The 23,509-nt window shown below is 39.0% G+C and carries 27 protein-coding genes and 1 tRNA gene; 8 read left to right on the top strand and 20 right to left on the bottom strand.

All coding sequences use genetic code 11. From position 1 onward, the window contains the following. Window positions 1-5: 5 nt before the first annotated feature. The 4 genes from G7062_RS11530 to G7062_RS04455 are packed head-to-tail and all read right to left on the bottom strand — an operon-like array spanning window position 6 to window position 2,008. Window positions 6-140 carry an OadG-related small transporter subunit gene (locus G7062_RS11530; protein WP_256370773.1) on the bottom strand — a complete coding sequence of 45 codons (135 nt, stop codon included), beginning with the start codon at window positions 138-140 and terminating at the stop codon, window positions 6-8. A gap of 16 nt (window positions 141-156) precedes the next feature. Continuing rightward, window positions 157-1,266: a sodium ion-translocating decarboxylase subunit beta gene (locus tag G7062_RS04465; RefSeq protein ID WP_166064731.1), complete on the bottom strand. Its 1,110-nt coding sequence runs from the start codon at window positions 1,264-1,266 to the stop codon at window positions 157-159. Window positions 1,267-1,279: 13 nt separating this feature from the next. After that, a complete protein-coding gene (locus G7062_RS04460) occupies window positions 1,280-1,693 on the bottom strand; it encodes a biotin/lipoyl-containing protein (RefSeq protein WP_166064730.1) in 414 nt (137 codons plus the stop codon). A 3-nt stretch (window positions 1,694-1,696) separates the two neighbouring features. Continuing rightward, window positions 1,697-2,008: a hypothetical protein gene (locus G7062_RS04455; protein ID WP_166064729.1), complete on the bottom strand. Its 312-nt coding sequence runs from the start codon at window positions 2,006-2,008 to the stop codon at window positions 1,697-1,699. Window positions 2,009-2,193: 185 nt separating this feature from the next. Between G7062_RS04455 and G7062_RS04450 the strand changes: the two genes are divergently transcribed. Both G7062_RS04450 and G7062_RS04445 read left to right on the top strand, forming a co-directional pair. Further along, window positions 2,194-3,168, top strand: coding sequence for a biotin--[acetyl-CoA-carboxylase] ligase (locus tag G7062_RS04450; protein ID WP_166064728.1), 975 nt, complete (start codon window positions 2,194-2,196; stop codon window positions 3,166-3,168). Continuing rightward, the gene (locus G7062_RS04445; RefSeq protein ID WP_166064727.1) at window positions 3,165-3,680 is read left to right on the top strand and encodes a biotin transporter BioY; all 516 of its coding nucleotides are present in this window, start codon (window positions 3,165-3,167) and stop codon (window positions 3,678-3,680) included. Before G7062_RS04450 ends, G7062_RS04445 begins: the two co-directional genes overlap by 4 nt. 65 nt (window positions 3,681-3,745) lie before the next feature. Here G7062_RS04445 and G7062_RS04440 read toward each other — a convergent pair whose 3' ends face one another. From G7062_RS04440 to G7062_RS04425, 4 genes are all read right to left on the bottom strand, one after another. Continuing rightward, on the bottom strand, window positions 3,746-5,137 hold the full coding sequence (locus G7062_RS04440) for a CitMHS family transporter (RefSeq protein WP_166064726.1): 1,392 nt from the start codon (window positions 5,135-5,137) through the stop codon (window positions 3,746-3,748). A 250-nt stretch (window positions 5,138-5,387) separates the two neighbouring features. After that, on the bottom strand, window positions 5,388-6,944 hold the full coding sequence (locus tag G7062_RS04435; RefSeq protein WP_166064725.1) for a phosphoenolpyruvate carboxykinase (ATP): 1,557 nt from the start codon (window positions 6,942-6,944) through the stop codon (window positions 5,388-5,390). Window positions 6,945-7,068: 124 nt separating this feature from the next. Next, on the bottom strand, window positions 7,069-7,458 hold the full coding sequence (locus G7062_RS04430; RefSeq protein ID WP_166064724.1) for a RidA family protein: 390 nt from the start codon (window positions 7,456-7,458) through the stop codon (window positions 7,069-7,071). Between the two features lie 138 nt (window positions 7,459-7,596). Further along, window positions 7,597-8,457, bottom strand: a complete 861-nt coding sequence (locus tag G7062_RS04425) for a DegV family protein (RefSeq protein WP_166064723.1) — start codon at window positions 8,455-8,457, stop codon at window positions 7,597-7,599. Between the two features lie 688 nt (window positions 8,458-9,145). Here G7062_RS04425 and G7062_RS04420 point away from each other — a divergent pair. Beyond that, the gene (locus G7062_RS04420; RefSeq protein WP_166064722.1) at window positions 9,146-9,766 is read left to right on the top strand and encodes an HAD-IA family hydrolase; all 621 of its coding nucleotides are present in this window, start codon (window positions 9,146-9,148) and stop codon (window positions 9,764-9,766) included. A 25-nt stretch (window positions 9,767-9,791) separates the two neighbouring features. Here G7062_RS04420 and G7062_RS04415 read toward each other — a convergent pair whose 3' ends face one another. The 6 genes from G7062_RS04415 to G7062_RS04390 form a co-directional block, all read right to left on the bottom strand. Continuing rightward, window positions 9,792-10,484 carry a GNAT family N-acetyltransferase gene (locus G7062_RS04415; protein ID WP_166064721.1) on the bottom strand — a complete coding sequence of 231 codons (693 nt, stop codon included), beginning with the start codon at window positions 10,482-10,484 and terminating at the stop codon, window positions 9,792-9,794. 110 nt (window positions 10,485-10,594) lie between these two features. Beyond that, window positions 10,595-11,041 (bottom strand): SRPBCC family protein, encoded by a 447-nt coding sequence (locus tag G7062_RS04410; protein ID WP_166064720.1) that lies wholly within the window; start codon window positions 11,039-11,041, stop codon window positions 10,595-10,597. Window positions 11,042-11,110: 69 nt separating this feature from the next. Continuing rightward, complete coding sequence (locus G7062_RS04405; protein WP_205700151.1) at window positions 11,111-11,887, bottom strand: ABC transporter permease; 777 nt, start codon at window positions 11,885-11,887, stop codon at window positions 11,111-11,113. Beyond that, window positions 11,877-12,656 carry an ABC-2 family transporter protein gene (locus G7062_RS04400; protein WP_166064719.1) on the bottom strand — a complete coding sequence of 260 codons (780 nt, stop codon included), beginning with the start codon at window positions 12,654-12,656 and terminating at the stop codon, window positions 11,877-11,879. Before G7062_RS04400 ends, G7062_RS04405 begins: the two co-directional genes overlap by 11 nt. After that, complete coding sequence (locus G7062_RS04395; RefSeq protein WP_166064718.1) at window positions 12,653-13,618, bottom strand: ATP-binding cassette domain-containing protein; 966 nt, start codon at window positions 13,616-13,618, stop codon at window positions 12,653-12,655. Before G7062_RS04395 ends, G7062_RS04400 begins: the two co-directional genes overlap by 4 nt. A gap of 176 nt (window positions 13,619-13,794) precedes the next feature. Then, a tRNA-Arg gene (locus G7062_RS04390) sits at window positions 13,795-13,870 on the bottom strand. Window positions 13,871-13,934: 64 nt separating this feature from the next. Between G7062_RS04390 and G7062_RS04385 the strand changes: the two genes are divergently transcribed. Together G7062_RS04385 and G7062_RS04380 are read left to right on the top strand one after the other, a co-directional pair. Continuing rightward, a complete protein-coding gene (locus G7062_RS04385; RefSeq protein WP_166064717.1) occupies window positions 13,935-14,840 on the top strand; it encodes a Gfo/Idh/MocA family protein in 906 nt (301 codons plus the stop codon). Window positions 14,841-14,911: 71 nt separating this feature from the next. After that, the gene (locus tag G7062_RS04380; RefSeq protein ID WP_166064716.1) at window positions 14,912-15,598 is read left to right on the top strand and encodes a hypothetical protein; all 687 of its coding nucleotides are present in this window, start codon (window positions 14,912-14,914) and stop codon (window positions 15,596-15,598) included. 23 nt (window positions 15,599-15,621) lie between these two features. Here the strand turns inward: G7062_RS04380 and G7062_RS04375 are convergent, their stop codons facing one another. After that, on the bottom strand, window positions 15,622-15,954 hold the full coding sequence (locus tag G7062_RS04375) for a helix-turn-helix domain-containing protein (RefSeq protein ID WP_166064715.1): 333 nt from the start codon (window positions 15,952-15,954) through the stop codon (window positions 15,622-15,624). A gap of 105 nt (window positions 15,955-16,059) precedes the next feature. Between G7062_RS04375 and G7062_RS04370 the strand changes: the two genes are divergently transcribed. Further along, on the top strand, window positions 16,060-16,785 hold the full coding sequence (locus tag G7062_RS04370; RefSeq protein ID WP_166064714.1) for an SDR family oxidoreductase: 726 nt from the start codon (window positions 16,060-16,062) through the stop codon (window positions 16,783-16,785). A gap of 30 nt (window positions 16,786-16,815) precedes the next feature. Here the strand turns inward: G7062_RS04370 and G7062_RS04365 are convergent, their stop codons facing one another. The 5 genes from G7062_RS04365 to G7062_RS04345 all read right to left on the bottom strand — a co-directional run bounded on the left by G7062_RS04365 (window position 16,816) and on the right by G7062_RS04345 (window position 21,334). Beyond that, window positions 16,816-17,679 carry a GNAT family N-acetyltransferase gene (locus G7062_RS04365; RefSeq protein ID WP_166064713.1) on the bottom strand — a complete coding sequence of 288 codons (864 nt, stop codon included), beginning with the start codon at window positions 17,677-17,679 and terminating at the stop codon, window positions 16,816-16,818. 39 nt (window positions 17,680-17,718) lie between these two features. After that, complete coding sequence (locus G7062_RS04360; RefSeq protein WP_166064712.1) at window positions 17,719-18,669, bottom strand: metal ABC transporter solute-binding protein, Zn/Mn family; 951 nt, start codon at window positions 18,667-18,669, stop codon at window positions 17,719-17,721. Window positions 18,670-18,800: 131 nt separating this feature from the next. After that, on the bottom strand, window positions 18,801-19,736 hold the full coding sequence (locus tag G7062_RS04355; RefSeq protein WP_166064711.1) for an alpha/beta fold hydrolase: 936 nt from the start codon (window positions 19,734-19,736) through the stop codon (window positions 18,801-18,803). Window positions 19,737-19,753: 17 nt separating this feature from the next. Continuing rightward, entirely contained in the window at window positions 19,754-20,377 is a 624-nt protein-coding gene (locus tag G7062_RS04350; RefSeq protein WP_166064710.1) for a TetR/AcrR family transcriptional regulator, read from the bottom strand. 324 nt (window positions 20,378-20,701) lie between these two features. Then, a complete protein-coding gene (locus G7062_RS04345; protein ID WP_166064708.1) occupies window positions 20,702-21,334 on the bottom strand; it encodes a LysR family transcriptional regulator in 633 nt (210 codons plus the stop codon). A 159-nt stretch (window positions 21,335-21,493) separates the two neighbouring features. On the opposite strand from G7062_RS04345, the gene G7062_RS04340 reads away from it, so the two are divergent. After that, on the top strand, window positions 21,494-22,474 hold the full coding sequence (locus G7062_RS04340; protein WP_166064707.1) for a 2-keto-3-deoxygluconate permease: 981 nt from the start codon (window positions 21,494-21,496) through the stop codon (window positions 22,472-22,474). 141 nt (window positions 22,475-22,615) lie between these two features. Beyond that, window positions 22,616-23,506 (top strand): Cof-type HAD-IIB family hydrolase, encoded by an 891-nt coding sequence (locus tag G7062_RS04335; protein ID WP_166064706.1) that lies wholly within the window; start codon window positions 22,616-22,618, stop codon window positions 23,504-23,506. Window positions 23,507-23,509: the final 3 nt, after the last annotated feature.

Raw genomic sequence — 23,509 nt, 5'->3', positions numbered from 1 at the left:
CCTCCTTATTTGTCTTCAGGAAATACTTTTAGTAAGACAACACTTGCTGCATAGATAATGCCAAGAGCTAAGAAAATACCACCCATGCCAATACCCATAATTTTAAACGCTTCTGTTAAAGCGACCATATCTACATTCATATTGATACTCCTTTTCCTAAGCGAAGAACATCAAGATCATACCACCAGCAATAACTGATGCGATTTGACCCGAGACGTTCGCTCCGATTGAATAGTTAAGGACAAAGTTTTGCGGATCTGCTTCGGTAGCAAGTTTTTGAACAACACGCGCTGACATTGGGAACGCGGAGATACCTGCGCCACCAATCATTGGGTTGATCTTTTCTTTACGGAAGATATTAATAAATTTCGCAAAGAGTACGCCACCGATTGTATCCATAATGAAAGCGACAAGACCAAACGCGATAATTAACAGTGTTTGCCATGTTAAGAATTGATCCGCTGTCATTTTTAATGCAATCGTAAATCCAAGTAAGATTGAAACAATGTTAACGAGTTCATTTTGTGCTGTTAGGCTGAGGCGTTCAAGAACACCACATTCACGAAGCAAGTTACCAAACATCAAGAATCCAACAAGTGGTAATGATACTGGTGAAATAAATCCGGCAACAATTGAAATAATAATTGGGAATAAAATCTTCGTACGTTTCGAGACACCTGAAGCCTTATAGGTCATCTTAATAGCACGTTCTTTTTTCGTTGTTACTAATTTAATAGCAGCAGGTTGAATAATTGGAACGAGAGCCATGTATGAATAAGCAGCAACAGTGATTGGACCTAACAATTGTGGCGCTAACTTGTTAGCAACAAAGATTGATGTTGGACCATCTGCGGCACCGATAATACCGATTGTAGCAGCTTCTGCAATTGGGAAATTAAAGAGTACTGCAACAACAACTGTAAAGAAAATTCCAAATTGAGCAGCAGCTCCATAAAGTAGCATTGATGGATTTTGTAGCAATGGACCAAAGTCAATCATTGCACCAATTCCAATAAAGATGAGCAGTGGGAACAATTCTGTTTCGATCCCTGCTTCGAATAAGATATTCAGAACCCCTACCGGTCCTCCGGGTTGTGTAATCAAACCTGAGTTTGGGAAGTTTACCAAGATAGCTCCCAGTCCCATTGGAACTAAAAGTGTTGGTTCATATTCCTTCACTATTCCTAAATAGATTAAGATACCACCAATAACCATCATGGTTACTTGGCCGGCACTAATTGTCATAAATCCCTGAAAAAAGTCCATTTTTTACCTTCCTTTACTTAATAACGACCATTACTTGACCAACATCAATGGTTGATCCTTTTTGTGCTGAAATTGCAACAACTGTTCCTGCTTGTGTAGCAACGATGTTGTTTTCCATTTTCATCGCTTCCAATACAAGGAGTACTTGGTTTTCCGCAACGACGTCACCAACATTAACCAACACATCAAGAATGTTTCCTGGCATTGGTGCTGTAATTTCAACACCACCTTCAACATTAACAGGTGCTGCGACAGGTGCTGGTGCAACAACAGGTGTTTCTGCGGCTGCAGCTTGTACTGGTGCAGCAGTTGCTACTGGTGCTGGTGCTGCTGGTTGTGCAAATGAAGCACCCTCTGGGTTTCCAATTTCTTCCATTTCAACAACATATTCTTTGTCGTTTAATTTAACTCTAAATTTTCTTAGCATACTTTAATTGCTCCCTTCTGTGATACTTACCAACTTAAACGTTGATTCTGGCTTATCATGAGCCAATACTGCAGCCGCAATAATTGCTGCTGCCTCTTTGTCTTGATCAACACGACGGACCGATGTTACACGGACATTCGCATTGTCATAGCTTGTAGATAAAATAGCTGAGGCAATAACCGCTACCGTATCACGTTCCTCTGGATCGTCGATGGCTTCTGTGAAGTCAATGACCACAGGTTGTGCTACTGCAACAGGCTTTTGCGCTTGCGGTTTATCTTCAATTGTTTTGTTTTTACGTTTGTTCCAAAACATGCCAGCACCTGCTCTTTCTACTCTTTAATTATAATGTATACACTTGAATAACCGTGGTTTTATGATGTTTTTTACGCCAATACAGTCGCTAAAAACACTCAAAATACATTTAATGTAAACTTTTGAAAAACAAATAGTTTACAATCGTGTATACACATGGTATTCTTCTTCCATGGAGGTTCTTTATGTCACAATCAGTTCTCGATATACTTGAAGCAAACATCGGCGAATTCGTCAGCGGTGAAGCAATTGCCCAGGCAATGATGATGACGCGCGCAAACGTTTGGAAAGAAGTTCAAAAACTAAAGCAACAAAACTATGAAATCGAATCGGTACGGAATCAAGGCTATGCTTTGATGAGCCTCAACGGTAATTTATCACGCAAACAAATCCTAGATGGACTTCATGCAGATACAATTTCAAGCCTTGAGTACCTACCTTCTGTAAACTCTACAAATACATATGCTAAACTTTTAGCACAAGATTCAAACATCAACAATGCATTGATTGTTTCTGATGAACAGACAGGTGGTCGAGGACGCATGGGTCGATCGTTTCACTCCCCTGCAAAACACGGTATTTATATGAGTTTCATTCTTCGTCCAACCTTGGAACTTATTGATGTCCAACTGTTAACGATTGCTGCAGCGGTTGCACTTGTTCGTTCCATTAAGAAACGACTCAATGTGAACCCAACCATCAAATGGCTTAATGACATCTACATCGATGGGCGCAAACTTGCCGGCATTCTAACTGAAGGAGAGATTGTACTCGAAACCCGTCAATACCGTTTTGTAGTACTTGGATTGGGAATAAATATCACCCACGATGAACACTTACCAAAAGATTTAAGTGCAATTTACACATCTCTTGAAGACGCTTCGCATCAAACCATTGATCGCAATGCATTAATTACGAATTTCATCAATGAATTCTATGCCATCTATCACACCATTCCCCATAACCGTACAACCTTAATTCAAGAATATACGAGCTATAGCAATATTCTTGGTCGCAAGATTACGATCAAAGATGAAGGGGATACCGAATATGAGGCCATTGATATTACAGAAAATGGATACCTTCGTGTTCGTGATGCCAACAACCAAGAACGAATTTTAAATTCTGGAGAAGTCAGCATAAGGGGAAATTTCAAATGACAATCAAAGATCTAACGCTTTCAGCACTGTTTGCATGTTTCATTGCTATCGGTGCATTAATTACCATTCCAATTCCAGTTATTCCATTCACACTCCAAGTATTTGCTTTGAGTCTAACAGCAGTCTTACTCACTCGAAAGCAAGCCTTCTTTGCGGTAATCACCTATATTCTCATGGGCTTACTTGGGCTCCCAATATTCTCAGGAGGACGCGGTGGGCTTGAAATTGTTGCATCACCCACATTTGGTTTCATCCTTGGATTCATTCCCATGGTTCTTGTGATCAACACGCTTTTTCATAAAATATCAAAGCCAATCGCATTTCTTTGTGGAAGTCTTGTTCTGTATGCAATTGCACTACCCATACTTTATTTCAATCTTAAATTTAATGCAGGAGTGACACTGCCACTTTCGAAACTTGTCGTATCATACTGGCTCATGTTTCTTCCCACTGATTTTATTTCGATGGGGTTAAGTTACCTTGTTGCCAAACGCATGCCGAAACGATTTTAATTATAAAGGAGCAGACAGCTTGGAAACTAATGTTCCATAGCTACCCGCTCCTTTTATTTTACAATTTATTTAAAGAATGGAACTGCGCCAGTGACACCGGCAACAACAACGAATATCACGAAGATACCAATTGCCCACTTCGCAGATTCTTTTTGCCATTCACCCATTTCCAACTCTGTCATTTGTAAGAGTAAGTAAATGAAGGCAACAAGTGGACTGAGTAAGTGGAATGCTTGTCCAAGAAGGGAAGCGATACCTAATTCCATTTGTGTCCATCCGTATGTAGCACCTGCGTCTGTTAAGACTGGAAGTACACCATAGTAGAATGCGTCGTTTGATAAGAAGAATGTACCTGGTGCTGATAAGAATGCAACCACAAGTCCCCAGAATTTTCCGAAGCTTGTTGGGATGATTTGCGTTAGACTGTGTGCTAATGCATCAGACATACCTGTACTTGTAAAGAGTCCTGTAAATACCCCAGCTCCAAGAACCAAGATAACAACAGCGACCGCATCACCTGAGTTTTCATGCAAGCGAGCTTTTTGGTCTTTAAGTTTTGGATAGTTCATTAACAATGCGATAACAGTTCCAACTAAGAACAAGAATACTGAAGGGAATGTTCCTTCAATCATCAACATTGCAATTAAAGTAATTGTTAAAATCAAGTTAGGAACAAAGAGTTTTGGACGTTTGTTTGCCAATTCTTTTTCATCCGTTGTTGATGTAAGTTCAAGCAATTCTTTTTCACTTAAGACTTTAATACCAATACGTTTACGTTCTTTAAGACCTAAGTATACCGATACTCCCAACATGTATAATGTCGCAAGAATCATTCCAGGCATTAAAGCTTGCATGATTTGTGAATCCATACCGTTTAACTCAGGTAATACTGAGATAACACGTGCTGTAGGACCACCCCATGGTAGTAAGTTCATAATTGTATTCATCAAGATAACAATAACACCCAAGTTCATCATCTTCATGCCAAGCTTTTTATACAGAGGTATAAAGGCAGTACATGTAATTAATGTTGTCGTTGTTCCATCACCATTTAATGAAACCGAAGCTGCAACAACTGCTGTAGCAACTAAAACTTTTAATGGATCACCGTTCGCGAATTTAATCATGACACGTGTGATTGGGTCAAACATTCCTGCATCAAGCATAATTGCAAAGTAGAAGATTGCGAAGAGCAACATAATTCCTGTTGTTGAAGTCTTCTTAATCCCTGCGAGAACAAAATCCCCCAAAATCCAAATTTGATCCATAAATGTTGGATTGGCTATTTCTTTTAATTCAATGATTTGATCTGTATAGAGTCCCATAAACGACCCGATAAGAGCAAATACCAATGGAACAATAATCAACGCTGTAAATGGTGATAATTTTTTCTTCATTATCAAGACCAAGAATACGGCGATCATTCCCCATGCTAAGATTGTCAAAGCAAGTGACATAATGTATTTCTCCTCCCTGTGGAAATTCTTTTTCTAAGAATGTACGTCCATCATAAGCGCGGAAAGCGATTACATCAATGGGTTTTCTTCATTAAAAACACTGTAAAAACATGAAAAACACTTGGTAAACACTTCTTAGTTTACCCTTAAACAAGTGCATATGTAAACAAAGAGCCACTAGAAAGTGGCTCAAATGCGTGTTCATTGTGGGAAAACTGTGTGATTCACTTGTGAAATTTCTACTAAATTGTTATTGCAACGATTTGCAAAGTGTATCAATAGCCGTTTGTGTTTCTAATGGCAACCAGTTCCAAGCAGTTGTTTCTGATAAATAATTATTACGAAGTGCGAGTGATTGCTTTACACGTTCAACGTATGTTTCATCGTTAAAGTCAGGAACAAACCCTTCAACCTTATATATTTGCATTTGCTTGAGTGGACCAAATCCCTCATAGGTTGCAGTTTGTGTCGCAACCGCTTCAACTGCACCAAGGGTAACTTCCGGTGTAATTTTCTTACCATTGAAGTGTCCCGTATTTAGAATATAACACTCGACGCCTTGTTTCTTAAACAAATCTTTAAATGCTATATAATCATCAACCAAAGGATACAATCGGAATGGGTTTGCATAGGGTTCAACAACAAGTTGACCAACCTGATCGGTGTTTTCAGCATTCGAACGTGTTGTTGTCATTGTCGCTCCCAATGCTGAAGCAAGAACTGGATCGTTAATCTTCACCAAGGGCGGAAACGCATCATCTTTCATAATCCAAAAAATACTTTGTACAGGTGATTCTAAACTATCAACACGATTTTTTGTCCAATAGCGTGATTTGATGGTTCGACCATTCCCATTACGGATATCCTCTGTGACAAGAACACGCCGTCCAGTAGCATCAAGTGTTACACCATTATTTTGGACACTTATAAAGTAATCGATGGCAGGATGTCCCATTGGATAATCCGCAGTCTTGTCGAAGTATGATGGCTCAAGAGCCAAAGTCTCAAGTGTTTCCTTATTAATTAAAAATGCATCATCGTGAAGAACACTCACATCAAAATCAGGACCATGTTCCGCAAGTGTAATGGTTGATTTCCCCGAGCCTGAAAGCCCAAAAACCGCCATTGTATGGGAACGTCCATTGTGTGTTATCTGTTTGAGTCCGCCATGACATGGGACAAAGTTTAGCGTTTTAGCATGGTGCCATGCCAATGAAAGTACCGCTTTCTTAATTTCTCCAAAATAATTAAGACCCAGTACAGCTCCCGAATTCGACTTTGGATCAAGAATTACGAGACCTTTGGGGAATTCTGGGTGTGTCCATGTGGAATCAACATAAAGAAAGATTGTTCCTTGGGAGGTAAAGCTAGCATTTGCCTCAAAGTTAATCATAAAATTGTAGAGATTGTTGATGTCTGTATGATCAACCATGACATGCGCAGCCATTGAAAATGCGTCACTCAATCCTACAACGGCTTTTGCTGCGACAAAATGGCGCTCATGACTCATTGCTATCGCATCTTGAAGAATTTTTGTATAATCATGATCATTGTCAACACCGATAATCCGTCGCGCAACTGCCGTTCGTCCAACAACAGATCCATTGTTGTCCACCAAAACACGGGCATCCTTGGGTAATCCCAACTCTTGGGTGTGCTTTACAGGAAGATCAGTAACAAGTGTACGTGGAGCATTTGCGGCAAGATAGTATGCTTCACCCACCGAATCTATGGTTTGAACATTATTATGGTAAAATGCTGTCTCAACTGTACTTTGAAATGCATCGTTCTTTTCGTTCTGTGGCATGGTATATCGCCTCCTTGTAACCCTATAATAGCATGCGGACGCTCAAACAGGTGTTTTTAAGCGGTATCTCATGCATTTCATGTGTCCTACAAAAAAGAGGGGTGTCCCCTCTTCGTGATAGTATTTACTTTGCCGCCCAAACATCAATCTCAAGTTTTATTTCCGGCAAACCAAGTGCTGTTATGTATGCAATCGTCATCGATGGGTAGTCTTCATTGAAGAAAGTATCCCATGTGGCGTAAAAGAAATCCCAATCAATCTCAGACACCGACCAGATGTTAACTTTCACAATATCCGCAGGTGTAAGTCCTTCATGTTCAAGAACATCGTGTATATTTTGAAATGTTTGGCGAACTTGTGTATTGAAATCTTCACTGATATTCCCATCAGCATCAACTCCAATTTGTCCTGAGAAAGCATACCAATCCAGACCAGCAGGTATTTTTGTAATGTGTGCATACTTGCCAACAGGTGCATTGACCGTCAGCGGTGTTTTACGTGTTATTTTATTCATGTCTATAATCTCCTTTTATACGTATTCAAAAATGTGTACTAAAGAGATTATGAACCAAAGAATACAGCAGTGATATTGCTAATTCCTAGCGACAAGAATGCTTTTCGATTCTTCTTTATTATGAAGCACTCCTTTGTTTTAACGTTTTAGCTTTGGACACCATTGAACGGCGATTGTTCCCAATCCAGCATGTGTCGCAACTGCTGCAGGTAAATTGATGACGTAATTTTGGAACGCGCCCATTTTTGCAAAGAGATAATCACGGAATGCTTCAACGGTAGCCATTCCCTCACTCTCAAGTAAATATAAGTCATGCGTCAATGGTGTTACATTATTTTTAATGAAATCATCCACAAGCAATTGGAATATTTTCTTATCTGTACGCGCAATTCCAAGTTTTTCGATTGCCTCACCTTTATTTTCAAGGTACAAAATTGGTTTAACACGTAAAAGGGATGCGATTTTTTGTGCACTACGGGACATACGACCACTCATTACGACCTGGTCAAGTGTTTCCGGATAAACATAGGAAACTTGATTATCGAAGATGTATTCAAGATATTCACGAATTGTATCAATGGAGTCGCCTTGTTCATTCATTGCACGAATTGCACGAACCCCTTGTTGAACTGGACCTGTAATTGAGTATGTATTGATTACAGTTACATTATCCATTTCCACATCCGATACCGCATGTTGGAACGCTGAGTATGAACCCGACAATGCAGTTCCAATACTTAAAATAAATACATGATCATAGTCTTTTGCTTTAATCTCTGTAAGTATATCAATCATTGTTCCGATGTTTGGTTGCGATGTCGTGATAATTTGGTGCTCACGCAGCAAGTCATTGACTTCATCTTGAGTAATGGTCACTTGGTCAACATAGGCTTTTCCATTGTGTGTAATGGTTAATGGTGCAATATAAACACCAAACGCTTCAACTTCGTCTTTTGTAAATGAAACTGAAGAGTCACAAACGATTGCAATTTTATTCATTTTTTTCTCCAACGTGACATTTTTGTGCCACGATTCCCCTTTTACGTTCGTAAAATGTAATCATAGTATAACAAAATTCATACTTACTTACTAACAATCAATTGAAAATAACATACAATACCACAAATGGTGTATTAGATATGCAAATAGCCCTTTGAAGAGGACTATTTGCATTTTTATCGGGTATGATATGTACGAATTATGCGTTCGGGTTTGTTTTGTTTGCGACAAATACAAACGGAACATACATCTCGAAGGTAATCCCAGCATTAAAGAGAGTAATATCCTTATCTTCTTTCTTCTTACCCAAAATTAACAAGCAAATAATATGTACTAATACAGCACTTGAATCTTCGACAAAGTATTGATGCCCCACGATCTGCGAACCCAGACTGCAAGCCGTCCTTGATAGATGTGATTCCTTGTTGGAGAACATTCATTGATTCTGCGCTTCCTTGCCCCATATGTTGGGGCAAGCAAAGTTTCAAGTTGAAGTCTAAAGAATCAAGATAGTCGTATTAATCCACAATTTCATCTAAGATTACTGTTAAGCGACGTTGTATATCCATAACTGAATCAAGTTGTCAAAAGTAAAACAAAAAGGTCATTGTTATGTTTAAGAAACCCTGTGGTTTCTTTTCTTTTTGATAATTTGATATGATAGTACAATACACCTAAGGGAGACTTTATGAAAAAAACAGTAATATGGGACTTGGACGGCACACTGCTCGACTCCTACCCACTCATTGTCGCGAGTATCCATACGATGACCCAAACCTTCAATACCGAATACTCACCCGAATTCATCCACGATGCCATCATCAAGGATTCAGTTCGCAGCTTTATTGAATTCTTTTCCCACGAGCATGGCGTAGATACTGCAGCCATTCGTAAGATTATGTTTGAGTACAGTAAAGAGAACGAGCACACAATCGGTCTCATTGACGGTGCAATTCATGTCCTCAAAACTTTGAACGATCGTGGCTATGAACATTATGTCTACACCCATAATGGTTTGGCTGCATTTGATAGCTTGAAGCGTAATGGGATTCTTGATTTATTTATCGAAGTTGTCACCAGTGATAATAAATTTCAAAGAAAACCACATCCCGAAGCACTTGATTACCTTATTGATAAATATGACCTCGACCGTAATCACAGCTATTATGTTGGTGATCGCATTCTTGATGTTGAATGTGCAAAAAATGCAGAAATTATTGCTGTATATTTTACATCAATGGAAAACGCTCATAAACGTGCCGATATAACCGTTTCTCGATTGGTTGATATTCTAGATTATTTAAATTAAAGGACGCCAATGGCGTCCTTACTCTCTAGCAGTCTGATAATCTTTTAATTTGTTGTCCCTGGCTATCAAAGTTGCTTGGATCAAGCCACACCTCATAGCGTTTTTGTAATGCTTCCCATTCATCGTTAATAATTGAGAACCACGCTGTATCACGCGTTCTACCCTTGTAAATAAGTGCATTACGAAAGATTCCTTCAAATACAAATCCATAACGTAATGCAGCATTATATGATGGTTGGTTTAAAACATCACACTTCCACTCGAAGCGACGATAACCAAGTTCATTGAACACATAGTTACCCAAGAGCCATTGAACTTCTGTTGCCATTCTCGTACGCTTCAAAGCATCCGAATAAACAACATAGCCTACCTCAATCGTACCGTTATCAGGATCAATTCGCATAAGGGAGATACTTCCTATGACTTCGTTGGTCTCAGAACTTATAATTGCATAAATTGCAGATGCCAATCGTTGCTCAAGTCCTGAAAAATATGCATTGAATGCGTCTCTATCTTCAAAGGAATCAATTGGCATGTATGTCCAATTCTCCAGTGGTGACTGCGGTCCATACACGTTAAACAATCCATCACCATGTTTTTCTAAATTGATCCGCTCCAAGCGGCAATAGCGCCCGTTAAGTGTTTTTTCTCCTGGCAGATTTCGTCTTTTCCATCTTGGAACACTTGCACCGATTCTTTGTCCAAATTCATTCATCATAAATCCCTCACAATCATCTACTCATTGCATGTATTGTAACATATCCCCGCCCCTGATTTAGAGTACATGCAGAAAAAAAGGGCATTGCCATTTCCGAATATGATACTTGATTATAGTTGTGCCTCAGCCTTCACGCGATTCATAAAATCGACAACGACTTTTTCATTTGCTTTCTTCGAAGACAGACGCAAAACAAACTTGAAGAATAGGTTTTTTCCAACATTACTGCCACTGTAAATAAACTCAGTACGATTCTCGTCAATCCGTTTTAGATGAAAGCTTCCCTTTGAGACAATCGCATTCGCAACGGTGAATGAAAATCTTCTCAATTTTTCTGTTTCTGTATCTATTTCAATCACTTCGGTTAGTTCATAGGTCTCTTCGCGCTTTCCTTCACGATACGTTTCCTCATAAATTGTTGTTCGTGTCTTTGGATCGCTTGAAATTTTCTTGTATGCTACAACTTGTGGCATAATGCGCATGTAGTTCTCTTCATTAAAAAGACGCCAAACCTTCTCGATTGGTGCTTCAATTGTTGTTTTCTTTTTCCATTCCATACTCGATTCTCTTTTCCTTTTTATATCCTCAATATACACGATTCTTTATCAACTCTCAAATCATTTAACTTACGAACCAGTTGAACGGTAGTGACGTCGACCCATTATCCAAATAAAGTATGTTGGTATCATAAAGATTAAACTCAATAAAGGATACAATGCATACCCTATTGTCGTTGTTTTACCAAGCAAGAACAATGACGGATAATACTGAAAACATGCCAATGGTACGACGTAGGTCAAAAATCTTAAGACATGTTGACCGTAAAACGAGAACGGCACCTTACCAAATTCACGACCACCATCAGTTAGAATGTTCATGAACTCCAATGATTCTGTTGTAAAGAAGCTCAATGCCCCATAAATGATGAAAAGGCATATAAACACAATCATTCCTGATGCAATCATACTCAACAATAATAAATAGCTTGTTATGGTAACCGATTGTATTGCAAAAATGAGTACAACGAGTGATACAGCTACTCTTCCAAAACGTGTTATATCTACGGTACTGGCAAAGACTTGAAATAGTATGTTACATGGCCGCACCAACATGCGGTCAAATTGACCGTTCCCAAGCAATCTTGGGAATATATCAAAACCACGGCCGAAGCATTCTGCTAAAGAGAATGCCATCATCACAACCGATCCACAGACAAGAACTTCCGCACGACTGAAGCCCAATATTTCCGTATTATTATTCATTAGTATGAGCACCGCAGCAATTCCTGTAAACGCCATGACTGCTTGCCCTAAAGTCATCAGCACAAACGACATACGATTTTGCAGCTGTACTTTTAGATGCATCGCAAGAAACTTCGCATAGAGTTTGATATTAACCACCATAGACTTCAACCTCTCTTAGCGCAATGTTCAAAAGAAAATATCCACATCCCGTTATAATCAAAAACCAAATTATCTGTAATAACAATCCATGAAGCGGATTCATCTGTCCAAGATAAATGAAAAGCGGTGTTGTTTGAAGACCAATAAAGAATGTGTAAGATAATATCCTTTGAAACACTTCCGGAAAGAAAGGAAGTGGAATGGTTCCACCATCGAGCAAATCAAATATCCCCATAAAAATCACGCGAATCCCCAATGAATTTTTTGAAAAGAATGTAAATACGTACATCAGCATATTAACGGATACCACAAGAAGCATTGTCATTAGTAGTGATACAATAAACATTAATCCATGCAATGGCGTCGCAGGTAATGTCAATCGAAAAGGTTCTGGCAGTACTAACGCAACGATGATAACGGGTGCAAATCGCAAAAGGCATCGTGATATACGATGGGCAATATTTCGCACAAACCAAAGAAAGTACAGGTTGATGGGGCGCAAACACTCATATGCTACTTCTCCACTCTCAATCATCGGAAAAATTGATGCGTCCATTGCCCACACTGCTGTAAGTGCCAAAAAGGCTTGGCGTAGCCACACATATGTTGCAACATCCTCAGGATCCATAATTCCTTGACCCAGGACATTAAAAAGCATAATGGATAAAAATCCCCACACAAACTGAGTCATCATGCCCGCAATTGCAGCACCTCTATATTGGAGGCCGGCTAGAATACGCGTCCGCAACAGTGAATGGTAGATACTCATATCTGTAGCGTCCGATACATATTCAAGATAATATCGTCAATTGACTCTTCCTGCATTTCTATATCTTCTACTTCCAATTGCTTTGTCAGTGCATCAAGAACACAAGATATTGACCCCAACACCCGAACACTCGCCAATCCATTATCAATGCTAATAATTTCATATAAGGAACTCGGATTCAGGGTTCCACTCCTAAACTTAACTTTAATCATTTTTTTGACTTGATAGCGTTGTTTCAAAGCATCGACGCTCCCATCAAACAGTATTCTCCCTCTACCAATGAGGATGATTCGCGTCGCAAGTGATTCAATATCTTGCATGTCATGGGTCGTCAGTACGACCGTCGTATTGTATCGTCTGTTAATTTCCCGTATGAAAGAACGTACTGAAAGTTTGGATTCGGCATCCAAGCCAATTGTCGGCTCATCAAGAAAGAGTACTTTGGGATTATGAAGCAAAGATGCAACGATTTCACATCGCATGCGTTGTCCTAAACTCAATTGTCGGGTCGGCATCTGTATGATTTCTCCCAACTTCAACAAGGTGATTAGTGCTTGCAATCGTTCTCTATAATCTGCCTGAGGAATCTGATACATATCTCTCAGCAGTTCGAATGAATCAATGACTGGAATATCCCACCATAATTGTGATCGTTGACCAAATACAACCCCAATCTGCTGTGCATGTTCGCGACGCTTCGCAGACGGGTCTATCCCATTTATAGAGCATTTCCCTGCGTCTGGACGCAGTATCCCTGACATAATTTTAATCGTACTACTCTTGCCCGCACCATTGGGTCCAATATAACCCACAATCTCACCTTCATCTATTTTAAACGACACATCATCGAGGGCCTTTATTTCTTTATACTCACGCACAAAAAAGGCACGTACTGCCTCTTTAATGCCCGCTTTTCGCATCGGTATTCGGAATGTTTTGGATATTTTGTCTACTTCTATCATATGACCTCCTTAATATCCTTCGATAATTAAGGGTCATCCGTGAGCGAAGCGGACCCGACTTGTTAGACGATAACAATACCACTTATTAGAGTTTATTTCAATATTTTGTAAAGTTTATTGCTCTTTTCGATTGAGATTAAAAAAAAGAAGCGAGTGCTTCCTGATAATTCGATTAATGGCACGCCCGACAGGAATCGAACCTGCAGCCTTTTGAACCGGAATCAAACGCGCTATCCGTTGCGCCACGGGCGTATTACCATGAATATGATACCACAAATGTGCTATGATTTGGATAGGAAAAAGAGGAAAAGATAATATGCAAAAAATAGGTGTAATGGGTTTAGGTGGAATTGCCATTAAAGCATACCTCCCAGTAATGTTACAGATGCAAGAACAAGTTGAGTGGCACATGTTTACTCGGAATGAAGATAAGTTGGCAACACTCAAAGCAAAATATGGTCTCAATCATACTTTTCACAATTTTGATACTTTTATAGAATCCGGAATTACAGCAGTGTTTATTCATACACCAACGGATACGCATGCACAATTAATTCGAAAGTTTTTAAATAAAGGAATCCATGTTTATGTTGACAAACCCGTTAGTGAGGACATTAATGAAGTAATCGAGCTTCATGATTTAGCGGCTCAGAAAGGGTTGATTCTTATGACAGGTTTTAATCGTCGTGTGAGTCCAATTAATACACGACTTAAAGCTGTCCCTAACAAATCTGTAATCACTGTTCAAAAGACACGTGAGAATGCTTTACAGGATACAACATTTGCTTTATATGACATGATGATTCATGTTGTCGATTTGGCGCTTTTCTTATTGGATGCACCGGTTATTAATACGCACTACCGCGTTGTTGAGATTGAAGGCGCGCTTCAACATGCCTCCATTCAATTTGAAACTGAGTACAGTACAGCGACTGCAATGATAAATATGAAATCTGGCGGCAGAAGTGAAACAGTTGAGGTTATGAGTGCAAGTGGATTCTATCGCAGCGAAGAGATGGATCGACTCATCATTAACAATAGCGAAGGCTGCAGTGTTGAACGCTTTGGAGATTGGACCCCTACCTTAGATAAGCGCGGGTTTACACAAATCATCACAACATTTGTTCAAGCTGCAAAGCGCAAAGAAGCCTCACTGAACTTTACCAGCGAATCTTCGATTAAATCACATCAATACATTGCAAATCTTATTAAGCATATTTAGAAACGTAAATTAAACCTACCTTTTGATATGCAATTGTGATACTCTTGTATAAGAATTTATAGGAGAATATTATGAAAAAGTATTTATTGATTTTTACGTGTTTTTTGCTAATTGTTGGATGTCAGAGCAAAGATTCCTATTCAGGTATTACTAATGCAGCAGAATTACAAGCAGAGGCAAATACAATTATTAACGGTAACGTTAATGGGTTTCGAATTGATGTCAATACTACATCGTTGATGATGAAGATAGAAAATTCTTATGCCTACGACACAAACGAAACACACCGCCGAAGTCAAAATGGTATTACATACTTCTACTTTAAAGAGGGACCCTATTATCAACACCATACCCTAATATCAATGGATGATGGTAAATATAGTTCATCAGAGTGGCTAACTGAGAGTCCTCAAGACAGCGACTTCCACGACATTTATAATCAAGAACAACGCGAACGCGACTTAGCGAACTGGAGTAAAATGTACGACATCATTGATTTCAGCAAGTCTGTCCCCGAGCGAAAAGTGGAGAACGATGTGCTAATCCTTGAATACCGAGATTTAACCATCGAAGGCGCTGATGCCGTTATTGATAAGGCAATCCTTACTTTTGATAAGCCCAATCACAAGATGACATTAAAATTGGAAGTTGATAATGGAACGATGCAAGAGTATTTGTTTGACTATGACTACAAAGATATTCTCGAACTTCCTGACTTGGAAGTCTATCCAAAAGGTAAATTCCCTAATGCAGAATAAAACCAAGCAAGCGCTTGGTTTTTTTATCGACACAAGGTCGTTTCAAGTTGATCGTGGTCGGTATTCTCCAAACCCCAATCGCAAATCATATTTAATACGGGGATTATTGTTTTCCCCTTTTCCGATAACTCATAATCTACATGAGGAGGTATGGTAGGATGGACGGTGCGAATTACCAAACCATCCGACTCAAGTTCTCGCAGTTGATGTGTGAGTGTCTTGTTGGAAATCTCGCCAATGATCTCACGCATTGCGTTAAAGCGAACAACCTTACTCTCATACAATTCATAGAGAATGACTGTTTTCCATTTTCCTTGGATTATTTTTAGTGTTGCATCAAACTCATTGAGATACATTGTGCCCCTCCTTTAGTTACCTTGATGTTACCTAGTTACACGAATGTGCGTACTAGGCAGGTGTTTGCATTCATTATACACTATTCCTACAAGTGAGGTATAAGTATGGAAAAAGGATTAGTAGTTATAACAGGTGCAAGCAGTGGTTTTGGAAAAGAAATGGCCCGCGTCTTTCATGATGCAGGACATCCATTATTATTAATTGCGCGTCGTACTGAATTAATTGAAGCGTTGAACCTTGATAATGTCATGATTCGAAAAGTTGACGTCACGGATGCTGATGCATTTCAAAGTTCAGTGAATGAAGCCGTGGCACAGTTTGGTCCTGTTGATTTATTGATTAACAATGCTGGGGTCATGTTGCTTGGTAATATTTGGAACCAAGATCCACAAGAATGGCAAACAATGATCAATGTCAACGTGAGTGGTGTTCTAAATGGTACACGAAGCGTAATTGAAAGTATGATTGAACGCGAGAGTGGTACGATTATTAATATTTCATCAATTGCTGGATTCAAGACATTTACAAATCATGCCGTTTATTCTGCCACAAAATACGGTGTTCATGCATTAAGTGAAACATTAAGGCAAGAAATTTCTGGAAGCAATGTGCGTGTTCTTGTGCTTTCACCAGGAGCTGCCGAAACCGAGTTACTATCGCACACTAGTAATCAAAAGATTAAGGATGACTATGTGGTGTGGAAAGATACGATGGGAGGATATTCCATGGACCCGCGTCATGTTGCCAATGCTGCATTGATGATGTTCTCTTTACCGCAAGAAGTATCCATCCGTGAGTTGGTTATTGCGCCAACAAAACAAGATAATTAAAAAGAGCCACGTTTCTAAAACGTGGCTTTACTATGCATGAGAAAGTAGTGGTAACAACAAAGGTTCTGCAAAAATATTCTCAAGTTTGTTATAAACAAAGAGATAGGTATCCTCTTCCAACACCGCAGTTACGGGCTCTAATAATCCTTCTGCCATAAATCCTAATGTAATAGATGTTCCATTACCGAGTTCATGAAGTATTGTTTTTAAGTCCGCATCTTTTCCATAGAGATCGTATAAGACTCCATCTTCATAAATCGCAAAGCAATTGTGGACTTCACTGTAATAGACCGAATTGTTAAAAGGCCCTGTGCAGTAAAACATCACCAAATCGAAGTTATTCTTCATACGCGCAGACGACATCGCATTGCCTTGTTCGAATGCAGACTGCAGTGAAGCGATTGTACGCGGATCAAGAACCACATGTTTGAATGTCGATATCAAGGGGTACGTTTGAAATGTTTGATGGTATTCCAAAGCTGGCTTGAATCCAAACTTTTCATAAAATTCGAGAACTGAACCATTAGCATAAAGATAGATTGCATCCATGGATGTTTCAAACGTCTCAATGACACGATCCATTAAGTAGCGAACCAGCCCCTGGTTGCGATAGTCATGATCACACATGACGGTTCCAATCTGAACAGTTTTCTTTCTCTCCTCCTTTATATCAAAGTCCAAAATATTTGCAGATACATTGGCAACAACACGCGTACCATCAAGTAACACAAAGGGGCGGTAGTTTTCGTTCCAAAATCCACTTTGATACCAACCATCAAATGAAAGGTCAAATGTCTCTAGGGCAAGCTTGTTGAAACTGTTTCTTACTTCATTATTTTCTCTTATATCATTGGAGTAGAAATACTCCTTATCACCAATTTTTATGATTTTCATACAACACTCGCTTTCATTGTGAAACTATTCTATCATAGTTTACTTTAGGCCCTCGAGAATATTATCCATGTTTTGTCGCATTACAGAGAAATAATCATTGCCTGATACCAAGGCATCTTTAGTCATGGATTCAAGGGTATTTAGCGTAAGTACTTGAACTCCTAACTCTTTATTTAATACATTGGCAATTTTTAAATCACTCAACGTTTCAACATAAATTACTTTTGCATCAAGATCTTTTATTTGTTGAATGGCTGCCTCGATATCTTTAATCGTAGGTTCACTCTCCAGACTTCCCCCAGTAATCGCAATTTGTTCAATACCGAATCGGTGCAATAGATATCCAAATGCTGGGTGATCAACAATAATTTCTTTACGAGTTGTATTGCTTAGTTTCTCTGAGAACTCAGACATCAATTTTGTAATCTCGCTGTCGTAGCGATCGTAGTTTTCAGTATAGTCACGGCTGTTTTGGGCATCCAATCCAATGAGCGCATCGCGAATTGCTGCCATCTGAATCCGCGCATTCTCAGGATCAAGCCATGTGTGGGGATCATAAATACCATGATCATGATCTTCGTGGTCATGGTCGGAGTGTTCTTCATGATCATCATCGGATGTTTCGTGATCGTGATTATGATCCGATTCCATGAGGGCAATTTTTTCACTGGCATTTATGATGGTAAGCTCTTTGTTTTCAATTGTTGCAAGTACCTTTTCAACCCAAGGCTCCATACCAGCACCATTATATATAAAAATATCCGCTTCATTTATATCGATAAGATTTTGTGGTGAAGGCTCAAAACCATGCGCTTCTGAGCTTCCTACAATATTTATAATTTCAACGTGATCGCCACCAATTTTTAATGTGAAATCGTACAAGGGATAAAAACTAGTTACAACTTTTATCGCTTCAGTGTCAGTTTTATCTTTGGATGAGCACCCTACTAAAGTTAGTATTACACTCAACAAAATTGCTATTTTCTTCATAATATCCTCCTCCGAATCATGACGCACTTTTCTCCAGTTGCAAATGATTCGCATTTAGAGAATATCGTGAATTCATGATTCTGTCAATAAAAACAAAAAAAGATACTGCGTTTTCACAGTATCTTCAAAAATTATTGTTTCAAACTTTCAAGGTATTTAATTGTTTCACTGGCAATTAATTTTGATTCCGTATGGTGGAGATAATGATCCGCATCAATGAGAAGCATTTTACCATTCTTACCTTCAGCCATTTGTGCTTGATGCATTTCTGTCCATCGTTCGACACCCGTGTTATGTTCTTGTACAAAGAGATATACCGGTAAGTCTGCAGGCAGTTTCAAACCACGTGATGACTCGAAAATATTTGTAAGATTACCCAACTCATTCATCGTCGTATCATTAAACGCATTCACATCGGCAATCAAATCATAGTTTTCTTTTTGACCTTCCCACACTGTTGCAGGTGCGCCACTCTCCATATAGAACTCTTGAACAAGACTTAGAATTCCTGATTTCTTCGCGAACTTAAAGAGACCTGAAGGAAGACTTGTACTTGGTTGATCTGGAACACTTGTGTCCACACCAATGAATGCCGTAACTTCACCTGGGTATGTATTAACATAATTTAAAATATAAATTCCACCAATTGAGTGTCCCATAAATACAAATTTATCAATACCAAGTGCTTTAATAGCTTCATGGTACTCTTCAATCATATTTGCAGGAGTACGTTCACGATCTGTTTCATCACTGAGACCGTAACCAAAGGGTTCAAGTACAACAACACGGTACTTGCCTGACAGTTCATCAATTAATGGTGCAAAGTCAAGGGTTGGGGACGGTGTTCCATATCCAGGAATCATCACAATTGTCTCTTCACCATTACCTTGAATGTAGACATTCATTTGTTTACCCATGACATCAACCTTTTGTCCGTATGGCTCAATCTTCGCTTTGTTATTATTAAGTGTCACACGACCAAATATAAATGTTCCTGTAAAGAACACAACTAATACTACCAATAAACCAATAAGCATTTTCTTCACTACCTTACCAAATTTTTTCAAAACTATCCTCTTTCTACTTAAAAGACCATGGTCTTTTTCATAATTTCGTCATTCAACAAATCAATACCGATGCTGTCCAATATATACTTTGTTGCATATATTTTCTCGCGAAACTCATCAACTGTAACAGGGAATATTTCCTGTACAAACCAAGTTCCCAAGAGAAGTAACACAACCTCGGATACATATTTTGTATATTTCACATCCAATGACCCATCCGCATTCCCCTCATCCAACAATTCCATAATCTGAGGTGAGAATACTGATGCATTCACTTTCATGTATTCAACAAAGAATCTGGGATTCTTCAACAGTGCTGCAGATTGCATAAAAAATGACTGGACCTGATCGTTAAAAATCGATTCCAAATAAACCTCACGTAACTTTTCAAGACCTGTTAAATCTGTCCGATGTTTGAGTTGCGCGAAATAGTCATTTTCTGGAAACATTCGCCGCATTACTGCACTGATAATGTCATCCTTTGAATCAAAGTGGTGATAGATTGCACCACGTGTAAGACCATCCAATCCTTTCACAATATCCTGGATTGATGTTTTCTCATAACCCTTTTCAATAAAGAGTGCAGTGGCGACATCCAAGATATCGTTGATGGTTGCTTCTGAGTCATAGCGATTCTTCATCTTTTGTTTCTCCTGACACCAAACATTCATTCGGTATGTTTGATAATATACCCTTTCTATCACTATGTCAACGTGCATACTCTTTTTTTCAAAATTAAAACCAAGGTTACCCTTGGTTGGCATGCATTTGCTGGACATAATTAACAACGAAGTCGACAATCTCTCGTGGAAAATCGTTCATTGTTGTTTGAATGAGGTAATAGTTGCGGGAATACTTTTTATCCAACTCAATGGTTGGAAAGTTGTGGCCCTGTGCGTTTTGTTTGGAGACTAAAGATGTTCCCCATCCTTCCTCCAATACCTTGAGTATGAGGTCATTGTCATTTATTGTGACAACAGCCTCGGGGTTATCCCTTCCTCATCAAGAAACATTTTATTGTAATAATGAATTCCCGAATCTTGTTCTCGCATGATCCATTGCTTTCCATCAGGATTACCAGCCAGCACTAAACTATCAGCAACAAGTTGAATGCGTTCAAGTGACTCTTCAATTGGAAGGGCGCGTTCGATGACACCAAAGTCAATCGTCCGTTTCATTACGCCATCATATACGACCTGCGAGTTGTCCACTGAAAATTTGAAATCAACTGCCGGAAATTGCTTTATCAACTGAACTACAAGACTTGGAAGATATGTATTTGAAAATGAATGCGAGCATCCAATTGTACAGCGGTTTCGAATGTTAGAGACCTCATTTAAAAGAGTCATCGTATTCTGCCACTCATCAATCATCTTAATTACCTGTTTATAAAATAATCGTCCCGCTTCGGTTGGAATAATTGAGTTTCGACCATTTCTCTGAAAGAATATTGCTTCAACTTCTTCCTCGAGTTGCTGAATTTGAATGGACACAGCCGCTTGGGTTATAAACATAATCTCTGCTGCGCGGGAAAAACTGTTTAGTTCGTATACTGCCTTAAATGTGTAGAGGCGTTTCATTTCTCGTGTGTTTTGCATCATGACTCCTATAAATTATTTTTATTAAAAGTATTTTATTTCTTAATTATACTTATATTTTATCCTGTTGTAAAATTAAGATACAAAGTTGTTAGAAGAAATTGACTGCAAACTTAGCATCTAACAGCTCGTTGCACAATGCACAAAGAGGAGAACGCAATGAAAACATTAAAAAAAATACCTGGAGGATGTGTCATCGTCCCCTTAATTCTTGGAATGGTGTTAAATACATTCTTTCCACAAATTTTAAATCTTGGAGGTCCATCGACTTCACTGTTTAAAAATGGTAGTGCTGTACTTATGGGATTATTCCTCATCATTTGCGGAACACAGATTAATATAAAGCAAGCAGGCCTACCATTATACAAAGGCTCCATTCTACTTATTCTTAAACTTGTCTTAAGTGGTGTTGTTGGATGGATTGCAGGGCGTATGTTTGGACCTGCAGGAATCCTAGGAATTACACCCTTCGCACTGTACTGCGCGCTACCAAGTAACAACAGCTCATTATACGCCGCATTGTGTGGTGAATATGGGGATGGAAGTGATGCTGGAGCAGTATCGGTTCTCTCATTAAAAAACGGTCCCTTCGGAACCTTGATCGTTATGGGCCTTTCAGGTTCAGCACAAATTCCTTTCGCAGAAATTATCTCTGTTCTAATTCTAATTGGAATTGGTGTTATATGGGGTAATCTTGACCCTGAGTTCAAGAAGTTATGTAAAGATTCCCAAGACTTAATTGTTATGTTTATGACATTCTCAGTGGGTGCAACATCCAATCTATCCAATTTACTTGTTGCGGGTATTCCCGGAATCTTACTTGGAGTTATTTCACTCTTACTTGGTTTTATCATTCATTATATCTACAACCTCACCCTCAAAAAGAAAACACCTTTGGGAATCGCAATGGGAACTGTTGCCGCAAACTCCGCCCTCACACCGGCTCTTATTGCTGCAACTGACCCTTCATTGCAAGAACTTGTTCCTGTTACGGCAGCCATGTGTGCTACCGCTTCAATTGTTACGATGATCATCGTTCCATTCTTGGTTGACTTCTATGCCAAACAAATTGCCAAGCGCGAAGGTACTACAGTTATTGAGGAATGTGACGACATACTTCCAATGGAAGAACTTGCTTAAGGAACGTTTAACGTTCCTTTTTTGATACATATGTTTCAAAATTGTGTTATTTTTGGGTGATAAAGAAACTGTTATCTCAACATCATCTGCATCGCATATTTCCTCATCACCACATGCTATAATTTTGTTGAGGTGATACACATGAGAACAGAAATTGGTACGATAATTCTCGATTTAGATGGAACGCTCTTAACCAACAATAAGAGCGTGAGCGAGCTGACAAAACAAACACTGATAAAGGCTCAAGAACAAGGCATACAGCTCATACTTGCTTCTGGACGGCCTACTTCTGGAATGCTTGAATTTGCTGAGGAGCTTCAAATGCATCATCACAATGGCCTCATTATTTCCTTCAACGGTGCGCATGTATTGAACTACACTACAAAAGAAACCTATTTTGAACATGTTATTGATTGCACAACAACGACATCCCTTTTGAGACATCTTGATGAATTTAACGTCACAACGATGGTTACTCAAGGTCAAACTATGTATGTGCATGATGTTTTCTCACGTAAGATTGATATGGATTTGATGGGAAACAAATATGTGAATATTATCCAGTATGAAGCGCGTGGTGGGAAGTTTCTTCTTCAAGAGGTGGCATCCCTTGCTGAGTTTGTTGATTTCGAACCCCATAAGGTTTTGATTGCAGCTGATCCAAAGTATCTTCAAAGTTCCTATGTCGCAATTCAAGCCCCTTTCAAGGACACACTACACTGTGTATTTTCTGCTCCCTTTTACTTCGAGTTTACGCATAAAGATGTTGATAAAGCACAAACACTCCAACGTTTATATGATCAAGGCTTCCTGAATCAAGGGAATATTATTGCGTTTGGTGATGGTCTTAACGATCTCTCGATGCTTGGGTTTGCCGATATTGGCGTTGCAATGGCGAATGCTGAGGCAGTAGTTAAAGATGTGGCAGATACAATTACATTATCCAATAATGATGATGGTATTGCGTATGAATTATTTACCCGCATCCCCAGTCTATTTAAGTATACTCATGGATTAAAAGAAAAAGAATGAGTT

Source organism: Erysipelothrix sp. HDW6C (assembly GCF_011299615.1).
Taxonomy (GTDB): Bacteria; Bacillota_I; Bacilli_A; order Erysipelotrichales; family Erysipelotrichaceae; genus Erysipelothrix.
This window is presented reverse-complemented; position numbering and strand designations above follow the sequence as displayed.

Excerpts from the sequence above, each read along its gene's own strand:
- G7062_RS11530 (WP_256370773.1), bottom strand. The coding sequence starts at position 140 with ATGAATGTAGATATGGTCGCTTTAACAGAAGCGTTTAAAATTATGGGT.
- G7062_RS04465 (WP_166064731.1), bottom strand. The coding sequence starts at position 1,266 with ATGGACTTTTTTCAGGGATTTATGACAATTAGTGCCGGCCAAGTAACC.
- G7062_RS04460 (WP_166064730.1), bottom strand. The coding sequence starts at position 1,693 with ATGCTAAGAAAATTTAGAGTTAAATTAAACGACAAAGAATATGTTGTT.
- G7062_RS04455 (WP_166064729.1), bottom strand. The coding sequence starts at position 2,008 with ATGTTTTGGAACAAACGTAAAAACAAAACAATTGAAGATAAACCGCAA.
- G7062_RS04450 (WP_166064728.1), top strand. The coding sequence starts at position 2,194 with ATGTCACAATCAGTTCTCGATATACTTGAAGCAAACATCGGCGAATTC.
- G7062_RS04445 (WP_166064727.1), top strand. The coding sequence starts at position 3,165 with ATGACAATCAAAGATCTAACGCTTTCAGCACTGTTTGCATGTTTCATT.
- G7062_RS04440 (WP_166064726.1), bottom strand. The coding sequence starts at position 5,137 with ATGTCACTTGCTTTGACAATCTTAGCATGGGGAATGATCGCCGTATTC.
- G7062_RS04435 (WP_166064725.1), bottom strand. The coding sequence starts at position 6,944 with ATGCCACAGAACGAAAAGAACGATGCATTTCAAAGTACAGTTGAGACA.
- G7062_RS04430 (WP_166064724.1), bottom strand. The coding sequence starts at position 7,458 with ATGAATAAAATAACACGTAAAACACCGCTGACGGTCAATGCACCTGTT.
- G7062_RS04425 (WP_166064723.1), bottom strand. The coding sequence starts at position 8,457 with ATGAATAAAATTGCAATCGTTTGTGACTCTTCAGTTTCATTTACAAAA.
- G7062_RS04420 (WP_166064722.1), top strand. The coding sequence starts at position 9,146 with ATGAAAAAAACAGTAATATGGGACTTGGACGGCACACTGCTCGACTCC.
- G7062_RS04415 (WP_166064721.1), bottom strand. The coding sequence starts at position 10,484 with ATGATGAATGAATTTGGACAAAGAATCGGTGCAAGTGTTCCAAGATGG.
- G7062_RS04410 (WP_166064720.1), bottom strand. The coding sequence starts at position 11,041 with ATGGAATGGAAAAAGAAAACAACAATTGAAGCACCAATCGAGAAGGTT.
- G7062_RS04405 (WP_205700151.1), bottom strand. The coding sequence starts at position 11,887 with ATGGTGGTTAATATCAAACTCTATGCGAAGTTTCTTGCGATGCATCTA.
- G7062_RS04400 (WP_166064719.1), bottom strand. The coding sequence starts at position 12,656 with ATGAGTATCTACCATTCACTGTTGCGGACGCGTATTCTAGCCGGCCTC.
- G7062_RS04395 (WP_166064718.1), bottom strand. The coding sequence starts at position 13,618 with ATGATAGAAGTAGACAAAATATCCAAAACATTCCGAATACCGATGCGA.
- G7062_RS04385 (WP_166064717.1), top strand. The coding sequence starts at position 13,935 with ATGCAAAAAATAGGTGTAATGGGTTTAGGTGGAATTGCCATTAAAGCA.
- G7062_RS04380 (WP_166064716.1), top strand. The coding sequence starts at position 14,912 with ATGAAAAAGTATTTATTGATTTTTACGTGTTTTTTGCTAATTGTTGGA.
- G7062_RS04375 (WP_166064715.1), bottom strand. The coding sequence starts at position 15,954 with ATGTATCTCAATGAGTTTGATGCAACACTAAAAATAATCCAAGGAAAA.
- G7062_RS04370 (WP_166064714.1), top strand. The coding sequence starts at position 16,060 with ATGGAAAAAGGATTAGTAGTTATAACAGGTGCAAGCAGTGGTTTTGGA.
- G7062_RS04365 (WP_166064713.1), bottom strand. The coding sequence starts at position 17,679 with ATGAAAATCATAAAAATTGGTGATAAGGAGTATTTCTACTCCAATGAT.
- G7062_RS04360 (WP_166064712.1), bottom strand. The coding sequence starts at position 18,669 with ATGAAGAAAATAGCAATTTTGTTGAGTGTAATACTAACTTTAGTAGGG.
- G7062_RS04350 (WP_166064710.1), bottom strand. The coding sequence starts at position 20,377 with ATGAAGAATCGCTATGACTCAGAAGCAACCATCAACGATATCTTGGAT.
- G7062_RS04345 (WP_166064708.1), bottom strand. The coding sequence starts at position 21,334 with ATGCAAAACACACGAGAAATGAAACGCCTCTACACATTTAAGGCAGTA.
- G7062_RS04340 (WP_166064707.1), top strand. The coding sequence starts at position 21,494 with ATGAAAACATTAAAAAAAATACCTGGAGGATGTGTCATCGTCCCCTTA.
- G7062_RS04335 (WP_166064706.1), top strand. The coding sequence starts at position 22,616 with ATGAGAACAGAAATTGGTACGATAATTCTCGATTTAGATGGAACGCTC.